Origin of the sequence: Acinetobacter sp. NBRC 110496, assembly GCF_000876115.1 — a bacterium.
In the GTDB taxonomy this organism is placed as follows: Bacteria; Pseudomonadota; Gammaproteobacteria; order Pseudomonadales; family Moraxellaceae; genus Acinetobacter.
The window spans coordinates 1-7,508 of record NZ_BBTF01000090.1; the positions used below are offsets into that span (position 1 = coordinate 1).

The following is a 7,508-nucleotide window of genomic DNA, read 5'->3' on the forward strand; positions in this document are numbered from 1 at the left end:
CCATCCAAATAACGATCTGCTTTGACCCATACATCATCGTTAGTACCTTGAATATTCAATCGAAGCTCTAATAAAACAAAATTACCAAGCCTTCTTTTTAGGTAATAGTCAATTTCCCTACAGTTTTGACCTTCACCAATCCTATTTTTAGTAGCCCACAAATGCTCTAAAGACAAATAATCACTAGTTTTCCCCGCTGATACACCCTTTAGGATTTTATCTATATTGATGGTCTTATTAGGTTGCAAAGACGATTCAAAGTTCATCAAGAAGTAACGCATACCTCTCCAATCATAAAAATCAAATGGGCTTTTAGGATCTAAGCGGAAAGATTCCTCAAACCAACTATCTCTAGCATGGCGCTGTGTAAAATCTACCAATAAGTATTCAAGTGCTTGATCATCATTGATGAGTTCCATCTTGCCGATAGTCCTCTCATCGTCAGAAACACAGTGCTTTAATAAGTTGCCATAGTAATATTTACTAGCATATTGGTATAAATCACCTTGTCCTTTATCTTTTCTCGATGTCATACCGTTAGCAATGTAGACTCGAAAATTTAATTTTTCCAATAATTGAAGATGACGTTCAAGAACCTCTCCTTTTCCTTTATTTTTTAGTACTAATGCTAGGAATAAAGGCATGATTGAAGCATGGACATTTTGGGCTCTAATGTTTTCAATGAGTGGCTTTATGGTCTTGTCTAAACCAACATAATTAGGAGCATAGAGGTGTTCATACCACTTTGCAGCTAATTTTAGAAACTGAATAAATTCTTGTAGTTTGGTTATTGTTTGATTTTTCTTTTCACTGGACTGCAAACATCGATCTATTTTTATTCTATCCTTAAGAACATCATACCCATACTGGCTATCAGTTTTATTCATTTTAAAAAATACGACCAAACAATATCTTAAAAATGAACTTTCTTCAGCTGGCGATGTTTTCTTGGCTTTATTCAATGATTGTAAAATATCAGACCAATGTTCTGTAATTTCATCTCTTAATGACAAGGCTGAGAGCTTAATAGAACAATAGATTAAATAATTTTTTACTTTCTCTAATTCGCTGAGCTGTTTACCTCTGTTATTGATAACTTCAAACATGATACCTGTTTCAGCATCTTCTACAGGTGAATAAACTAAAAACCCTAATCTATCTTCTAGAATGTTTAGAATCTGATCAATAGAAACTCCTGAAGAAGTCTGTTGAGATAACCATTTGACAATCAAATTATGAGCATTTAACAAGCGCTCATGTGACTCTAATGTAATTGGGCAATTTTCTAAATTAGCATCAGCCAATACTACTTTTTCAAAAAATTTCCGAGTATCCATATTTAACTTTAATACAAATTGGTCATTTCCTATAGCGCCTCGTATTAGATATTTGGCAGTAATGCTTTCTTTTTTCACTTTATCAGCAAATAGAGAAATACACTTAAAAAAAATAACCAACGTAGTTAATCGCTGTTGACCATCTACAATATGATATTGATTAGACTGATCTTTAATCTGTGATAAAACAAGTGTACCTGTATAGTGCCTCACGGCTGAAGTATCTAAAAGAAGATGATCAATATCTTTCAATAATTCATCAATCTGCTTTTCATCCCATGCATACCCTCGCTGATAGTCTGGGATACAAAAAAAATTCCCCTCAAAAATCTCTGGTAATGTCCGAAGCTGATGTACAAAGTTATTTTTCATTAGGTGCCCAATAAATGATTTTTTGATTATGAACTAGAGTGACCAATTATATTTCAAATTCATTTATAACAATCTCAATTTATTAAAAATAAGGGGCTTGCACCCCTTGCTATCCAGTAACCCTCAATTCACCACCCTCACACTCCCCTGCAAGCCCTTCTGCATATCCTGCACAAAACCCTCACCTTGATTCGGCTTAGACATTGCCTTGGTTCTCGCTGTGGTTACAGACTGTGCTTGTTCAACGTCTCCCTTTTGATTTTCATCACTATAAAACTCCTCCACTAAATCCAACCCTTCTTCGCTGTTGACTTCAAACTGTGCATTGGCAAAACCCTGCCTTGCTGTATGATCTAACGCTGATTGATTAAAGCCGCTCTGCTTACTCTGTTGATCAATGTCTTTCGCCATCTGAATCGCTTGTTGAAGATTAACTCCCTCCCTGAGTGTTAAGTCCACGTAATACACAGGGCTACGATAGCTTTGTGTGGTGGACTTACCTCGAAGTGTCAGTTGTAGTGGCAGGCAAGAAAGTAAACCATCGGATGCAGCATGGTAATAACTCAGTCTAGCCGCCAAGGTCCGAATACTATTAAAACCTGTGGTTCTAAAAATGAATGTACCTAGTTCATCCGATTCATCCAAATTCACATGTAATCGTCCAAAAGGTTTACAGTTACCTCCTTGTGCCAATGGGCATAAATCAGGTGATGGGCATGGTTGTTGTTCTACGCCTTGGTTGGTCAGTCGTTGACAAGTTTCACCATTTCCAACACAAATCGGTCGACCTGTCTGGCGGTCAAATAACGTGTATTCTGCTCGTAGATTAAGTTCAGGATCATTAAAGATCATCCGTACTGGAATAGAGCGGAGTTTTTGGTTTTGTGCTTTGGCTCTAAGCTGTTCATCTAAGGGGTGTTTGATCCATCCCTCCTTACCTTGGATTTGACTGGTAATGGTAAATTGGTCATCTTTTTCAGGCAGACGTTTACCGTTCTTTTCAACCACTTTACCGATACTAATTCTGCCGAGTATTGGCGGCGTAATCGCTAAACCTTTAATCATGTTGTTTGTCCTATAAATAAAATTTTACTGCTTACCCCTTGTTATGTAAGTAAACAGAAATATGAAAAAGCTACGACTTTGCAAAAACCGCCATTGTTGGTCTACCGCTCCTTCGGGAGTCGGTAGATCGGAGGTGGTTTTTTGCACTTTTTGGAAGATTGGAAATATCGACGTGATGGATTCAGTCATCGGTATAGATCTGAAAACGTCGTGTCCCTGCTTTGTTTTGCGGAAACTGCTCAAGCATTTCTGGGTGAAGTTTGAGTAAGGCTTTGCTGTCTAAACTGATTGAATCTTTGGATTTCTTCCACGTCACCGAACCATTGGCAAAGGTTGCTCGTTCAGCATCCTTCATCAACATCTGGATTTGATGCTTAATTTCATCAAAGTTATTTTGATGCTGCTCAATGTGATGCTTTTCTTGAATCAGTTGAGCAAACAATTGATTGGCTTGTTCGTTATGACTCAAGTCTTCAACAGTTAATGGAATATGTTGCGGATAGAGCTGCTGTATAGCTTTGGCTGCCGACTCACTGGCATCCACATCAGGTGGTGTGTCTTTTTCCACACACTCCCAAAAGTAACGCTCTGCATTGACGATATGCTCAATCACCAATTCCGAACGTATCACTTTATAGATACGAATTTCATGACCACAGATCAGCACACAAATATGTGCTGCCTTTTTGCCTGTTACAGCGAGTTGATGTTGCACCTGACACAGTACGTATAAAGGCACGCCATCTCGCCATAACTTTGCTCCATATTCTCCTGCGGTTTTGCATTCTAAAATCTGTACTTCCTCACTACCTACTACCGAGTAATCTAAGTTAGCCAGCATAAAATGCTTATCCTCATCAGGATGTTGTAGTACGGCATTGATACGACGGACTTTGTTGTTGGTATGCATGCTGTAGTATTCAGCGACCAAAGGTTCAAGTTGTTTGCCCCAATATAAAGGGGCATGACCTGCGCTTTCATCTTCAATGGATTGTTTGACTCGACCTGTCTTGATCATCCATAGTTCAAGCATCGACATATAGGGATTGAGTCCACACGCTGCGGCACAATCACTACTACCGATGCCTTGACGACGTACTTCAAGCCATTCTGCTTGAGTCATGTTTTTGGTATTGACCAAGCGTTTGGCTGTGAATAATTTTGGGGCAATAAATGGAGTACTTGCCTGTTGAATGGATGGATTTAAAATTGCGGTATTCATATTGAAGTCCTGATTATTTTGCTATGTAAAATGATGGGGATCACAAAAAATGGGCATAAAAAAACCACAGCCGAAGCTATGGTTTTAATAATTTTTAAAATTCTAAATTCCATTTAAAAATGCTTAGTTAGGTCTAACTTTCCATGATTGAAAAATGTATATTTCGCACTATGCAAGCATGTTAAGTGCCTGTTCCAATCCTCGTTGTTTGATCGATGCGCCAGCACCAAACCAAGCTGAATCAAGTCGGTGATCGGTACTCATGGCACGACGTTCGTGGTCTATAAATTCTGTGATTGAACACAGTAATCCATAGGCTGTTCCTTTGGCTGAACTTAGCTCCGCACCTCGTCCTTGACCATTAAACATTTCCATAGCTCGACTCATCGATCTCGCATTTGGTTCAGCTTTGTCCTTGCCATTGGCTTGGGCTTGCAAGGCTACATCACGGTAGAACTGAATGATGTTATCCTCCTGATCTAATACGTTGTTCATGGTGCTGTTATTGAATACTGCATCAAAGTAAGCGGATGCTTCCATCTGACTCACCTTACGTTGTGTCAGTTGCTTCATTTCATACATGTGTTCATCCCATGCACGTACTGAAATACCCAATTGCTGTTTGACCCTATCTGCATCAAATTTAGTACTGTGTGGAACTTTGACCACACCTGCACTGCTGTTCTGTCCTTTTAAGGCAATCGCTAAAGTGTTGTTACACACCACTCGGATTGAGGTAAATTGTGCGGTGGTGGCAAGGGTTCCGTCACATGCTGTTGCCAAGAGCATATAGCCATTACTGACATCTTTGCCCTTTAATATGGATGTTTGCCCTGTCCGAGCCAGTGCCCAGAATTTCTTACCACCTTTAAGCACGCCTGCGGTTTCAAGCTCAAAGCCTGATTGTTCAGTCAAGTCACGATAGAATTCTAAAATCTCTCGTGGTTGAACTTCCTGAAAGCGTTGGCTAACGACTGATAGTGGTGCATGGGTGTCTGAGCGATAAAGTACTCGTTGCTCTTCATAAGGTATGATGATACTTTGCCCACGTTCATTCTGTGCCATATAACTGACATTGGAAGACTCAATCCGCCAGTCCATGCCTGCCTGCTGTGCCCAGACTTCAATCGGTTGGTTTTGACTTAGTTGATTACCTAGACCATGCCAAGGGGTATCACCGACATAAGCCATTTGTTCAAGTTGATGTGCCATAGTTATATTCCTTTTAAATTGAAAATGAAATTTGAATCTGTGTGGATATGAATATTCTTTAGTGCAAAAGATGAGTTGGAAATTTTTGGTAGCAGTTGTGGCAAAAGCACAAATTCTGCTGTGATGGTGTGCTTTGTTCAGTGAATGAATTCAACACACTACCCAATACTGTTCCTGCAATTCCACCGACAATCGGTGGCAGATTGAAAGACTTTGCGACCGTGGTTCCCAATGCACCCAATGTGGTCGGTGTGACCAAATTGGTTAAGGTTGTATTTGATTGTTGTGTACTTGCTTCAACCAATATCACATTCGTTGAATGACAAAAGGGACAGCTCAAGCTCATGGCTCGACTCCTTAAATTTTGGGCACAAAAAAGCCTGCTCGAAGGCAGGCTCTGTTTTCATATTTTCATGTGATCTCAAAAGAGCTTCATGATTCTCATTAGGATGTTATGTATGTGAAATTATTTGGAATGAATTAAAATTTACTTTTCAATTAGTAAATGATCTCTCCAATTTTTTAAATACAACTATTGATATTATTCCAACACTCAAGCAGGTTTAAGCTGATGAGAAAGATTAGGCTGTGCTGAACCGGGTTTAGCAAGTTCTCTATAAATATCTAATTGACGATTAATCTCATTAATTTTTGACTGTAGATCAACTGCTATAAAATTACTTGATTCACCAATAGCCACCCAACCAGCTTGAACTTTTTCCATTTCATTACCTTTTTGCAACTTATGTAAGATCCATTGGTTCAGATGATAAGCACGCATATAGGCTTCATGTTGATAGATCAATAAAGTACTAAAAACAATAATACGATCAGCATTATTCAACATATGAGTTTCAAAACTTTGTAGCTGTTTGAATAGCACATTTGTTCGATGGATCAATAAATTTTCATTGAACCACGCTGGACCGACCAAGGCAATGTGAGTTTGTCTTTTTGATGTTAGTAAATATGAAATAGAGAACACAGTATTAGCAGTGTTCTCTATTAAAAATTCAATATTTATAAACCTCTACGGTTTTTCGAATCGATCACACCTTTACCGAAACTACGCATGTAGGCTGAATCCTTCACTCGAGGATGTTGTTGTTCTTTTTCTTCATTCACCAAATAAGGGACAACGTAATACAGAAAATTATTAAGTTTATTTTCATCATGACGATGAATCATTCCAATGCCTAAAATCCCCATCTCTTCATAGATCGCCATATAGTCAGGATGGTTACAGTTAAAAATATAACCATATCCATGAGTAATCTGCTTCCAGCACTCACCGACCCACTGCCCCATCATAAAACCTTCTTTATGTATATTTCCATCGTACATAAGCAAGAGATGGCAATGGTAGCCCTTGCTTATGCCATGCTCTAAAGCCCATGCATAACCATGTAAACCACTAAAGCAAGTATCCTGATCTGCGATACGCCGAAGCAAGACCTCTAAGGCTTGGTTAAATACCTGAATGTTGTATAAGGCTTGATATTCTTTCTTGATAGATAGATCTACTCGAACAACTAATGTTCTCGCATAATGATGAATGAGTGTGGATGCATATTCAAAAAGGCTCTGTTGATTCTTTAATTCACGTTGTTGATGTTCAATTAGTTGCTGTTGAACACAGCCTGATAATGACTGGATATAAGTCAAAATATGCCATACAGTCATTTCATCAAAATCTTTAATAGATTCATAATTTGCCTGTGGCATTTGGCTCAGTGTGTAATCAACGGTCTTCACCACCTCAATGAATATCAGCACAGCATTACAATAGTATAAATTAGCTTTATAGATTGGCTTAAATGACTGAACTAATTTTTGTAGGTCTATCATCAGGTTTTGATGATATAGATCATAACTACCTAAGCAAACTTCTTGAATGAAATGGTCTACTGCTGCCAATACTTCTGCTTCATGGTAAAGCTGATCATATTGAATATTCTGGTACATTTGGATTCTCTCTCGAAACATAAGGTTCATATCTAAGAGAGAGATGTAAAATTTTACTGATCATGATTCTCTAGCAGGATGTTGTAGTCATCCTGCTCAGTTAAATGCTTAAAGGCTTTGGAACATACTATAGGGTTAGTTCTACATGTTTTTAGTGACTTGATATGGATACGTTATCTATAGCTCATTTGAGTATGGGCTATACTGAACTAAGCAACTCATAGTACTTACTCAACTAGATAAGATATTGTTTATATTATTAATATATTACTTATAATTAATAATATAAGATACCTGTTAAGTACCTTAAGCTATTACCTCGGTAAGATCATTGG

7 protein-coding genes are annotated in these 7,508 nt (G+C 38.2%); all 7 read right to left on the bottom strand.

What is annotated here, in order from left to right:
• On the bottom strand, positions 1 to 1,709 hold a 1,709-nt coding region (locus Aba26S_RS20125; RefSeq protein ID WP_043974764.1), incomplete at its 3' end, for a DUF262 domain-containing protein.
• Between the two features lie 123 nt (positions 1,710 to 1,832).
• A complete protein-coding gene (locus Aba26S_RS20130; protein ID WP_000589669.1) occupies positions 1,833 to 2,774 on the bottom strand; it encodes a hypothetical protein in 942 nt (313 codons plus the stop codon).
• Positions 2,775 to 2,955: 181 nt separating this feature from the next.
• Positions 2,956 to 3,996, bottom strand: coding sequence for a YqaJ viral recombinase family protein (locus Aba26S_RS20135; RefSeq protein WP_043974767.1), 1,041 nt, complete (start codon positions 3,994 to 3,996; stop codon positions 2,956 to 2,958).
• A gap of 168 nt (positions 3,997 to 4,164) precedes the next feature.
• On the bottom strand, positions 4,165 to 5,208 hold the full coding sequence (locus tag Aba26S_RS20140; protein WP_000951119.1) for a DUF932 domain-containing protein: 1,044 nt from the start codon (positions 5,206 to 5,208) through the stop codon (positions 4,165 to 4,167).
• A gap of 58 nt (positions 5,209 to 5,266) precedes the next feature.
• A complete protein-coding gene (locus Aba26S_RS20145; protein WP_000058782.1) occupies positions 5,267 to 5,554 on the bottom strand; it encodes a hypothetical protein in 288 nt (95 codons plus the stop codon).
• Positions 5,555 to 5,761: 207 nt separating this feature from the next.
• Complete coding sequence (locus Aba26S_RS20150) at positions 5,762 to 6,055, bottom strand: hypothetical protein (RefSeq protein WP_225872422.1); 294 nt, start codon at positions 6,053 to 6,055, stop codon at positions 5,762 to 5,764.
• 173 nt (positions 6,056 to 6,228) lie between these two features.
• On the bottom strand, positions 6,229 to 7,173 hold the full coding sequence (locus Aba26S_RS20155; protein ID WP_000284554.1) for an inovirus-type Gp2 protein: 945 nt from the start codon (positions 7,171 to 7,173) through the stop codon (positions 6,229 to 6,231).
• Positions 7,174 to 7,508: the final 335 nt, after the last annotated feature.

Bases quoted from the DNA above. Each gene is read 5' to 3' on its own strand.
- Aba26S_RS20130 (WP_000589669.1), bottom strand. From the start codon at position 2,774: ATGATTAAAGGTTTAGCGATTACGCCGCCAATACTCGGCAGAATTAGT.
- Aba26S_RS20135 (WP_043974767.1), bottom strand. From the start codon at position 3,996: ATGAATACCGCAATTTTAAATCCATCCATTCAACAGGCAAGTACTCCA.
- Aba26S_RS20140 (WP_000951119.1), bottom strand. From the start codon at position 5,208: ATGGCACATCAACTTGAACAAATGGCTTATGTCGGTGATACCCCTTGG.
- Aba26S_RS20145 (WP_000058782.1), bottom strand. From the start codon at position 5,554: ATGAGCTTGAGCTGTCCCTTTTGTCATTCAACGAATGTGATATTGGTT.
- Aba26S_RS20150 (WP_225872422.1), bottom strand. From the start codon at position 6,055: ATGTTGAATAATGCTGATCGTATTATTGTTTTTAGTACTTTATTGATC.
- Aba26S_RS20155 (WP_000284554.1), bottom strand. From the start codon at position 7,173: ATGTACCAGAATATTCAATATGATCAGCTTTACCATGAAGCAGAAGTA.